The 1,606-nt window shown below is 64.0% G+C and carries 2 pseudogenes; both read right to left on the bottom strand.

From position 1 onward, the window contains the following. Positions 1 to 357: pseudogene (locus tag AC1DT2_RS22815) on the bottom strand (hypothetical protein); the annotation flags it as partial. Between the two features lie 5 nt (positions 358 to 362). After that, positions 363 to 1,606, bottom strand: a pseudogene (locus AC1DT2_RS22810) (hypothetical protein); the annotation flags it as partial.

The raw sequence follows: 1,606 nt of genomic DNA, 5'->3' as shown, positions 1-1,606 counted from the left end.
GTCGTAGTACCGGGCCTGCATGTACACCAGCCCCGCATCTGGGTCGTTGACGTGTCCGGTGTAACCAGGTCCCGCGGTTGGGGTGCCGAGCGACTGTCCGCCGTATGGCCTGTAGTCGGAGCTCGACAGGATGTTTCCCGCAGCATCCGCTGTGGCTAGCGGTGTGCCCTGTGGGTTGGTGTAGTAGTAGGTGACGGTCTCCACCGCGAGAACCGGCGCACACTGGAAAAACAGGAGGCCCAATAGGGCGAGAATCGTTGCCTTCATGTGCGTCCCTTTCGATTCCAGGTGTGGTCCGGAATGCGCCCGAAGAATCCGTGTCGTCACGGCACGAAGCGCCCTAAGTATTCGGGTCATGGCGTTCATCCCGCAATGTCTCCCGACCACGCCGAGCAACCCTGGTCATTGCAGGCCCGCACTCGGTAGGTGTACTGCAGCTCGTATGGCGAAGTCCCAGACTCGACCACGTAAGACGTGGCGGTCCCTGCATTGATGAGGTTGTTGGTCTGGACCCGGAGAATTTCGTAGCGCGTGGTACCCGTTGAGGCATTCCACAGGATGGTGTATCGCTCCTGCCGTCCGCTCACCGTGTCGGTCATGTGGATCCCGCCCGGCAGCGGTGGCACGAGGGAAACAGTCACGGCCACGACCGCGCTGAACGGCCCGCACCCAGCCGAGTTGCACCCCTGGACCTGGTAGTAGTACGTGCCGTTGCCCTTCCCACAGATGCCGAGGGCGCCAGAGCCGTTGTTGCCGACGGTCACCCAGCCAGCGCCGTTGGTGTTTTCCTGCATCACGTACGATGTCGCGCCGGGCACGCCACCCCAGTTGATGGTGTAACACCCGTTGTTGCTGCTCCCTGGCCCGGAGATGGCAGGCGGCTGCGACGGCCGGATTGTGACGGACGATGCACCGACCGGACTGTACGGTCCACAGCCGTTGGCGTTGCAGCCCTTGACCCGGTAGTAATACACCCCGGTCGCACCCACCCCGATGCTCGCGCTGGTAGCCGCACCGTTGTAGACAGCCCCGTAGTTGGCGCTGTCCGTGCTTTGCTCGAGTGAATAGCTCGTCGCATAGGTCACAGCCGGCCAGCTGATGCCCAAGACGCCCGTGCTCGTCCCCGGTACGCTGATAGAGCCGGGCGCTGGCGGGATGTGCGCAACATGCACGGCGGCGCTGGCCGTCCAGGCACTGCATCCGGTCGGATTGCACGCGCGCGCCTGGTAGGCGTAATTGCCATCGCCGGGATTGGCGACCGATGCGGTGGTGCTGGCACCGGAATAAATATCAGCCCATGCACCGCCGTTGATGGCTTGCTGCACGTTGTAAGACGTCGCCGTCGGTGAACTCGACCAGGTCACTGTAATGGTCGAGAGGTTGCCAGCCAGCGACGCACTGACGGACGAGGGCGCAATGGGGGCCGACGGTGGCGGGGCCACCACGGTCGTAGCGGGCGCACTCCATGCCCCACATCCACCCGTGTTGCAGGCACGGACCTGATAGTGGAACGTGCCAGCGGCGGCGTGGGTGATTTGGCGATTGAGGGCGGCGGAGGAGGCGATGCTCGTCCACGCACTCCCATCAGGCTGCTCCTGGAGCTCGT

The organism is Luteibacter sp. P4_E6, from assembly GCF_056401535.1.
Note: the sequence above shows the minus strand (reverse complement) of the source record. Positions and strands in the feature narration are given on the sequence as shown.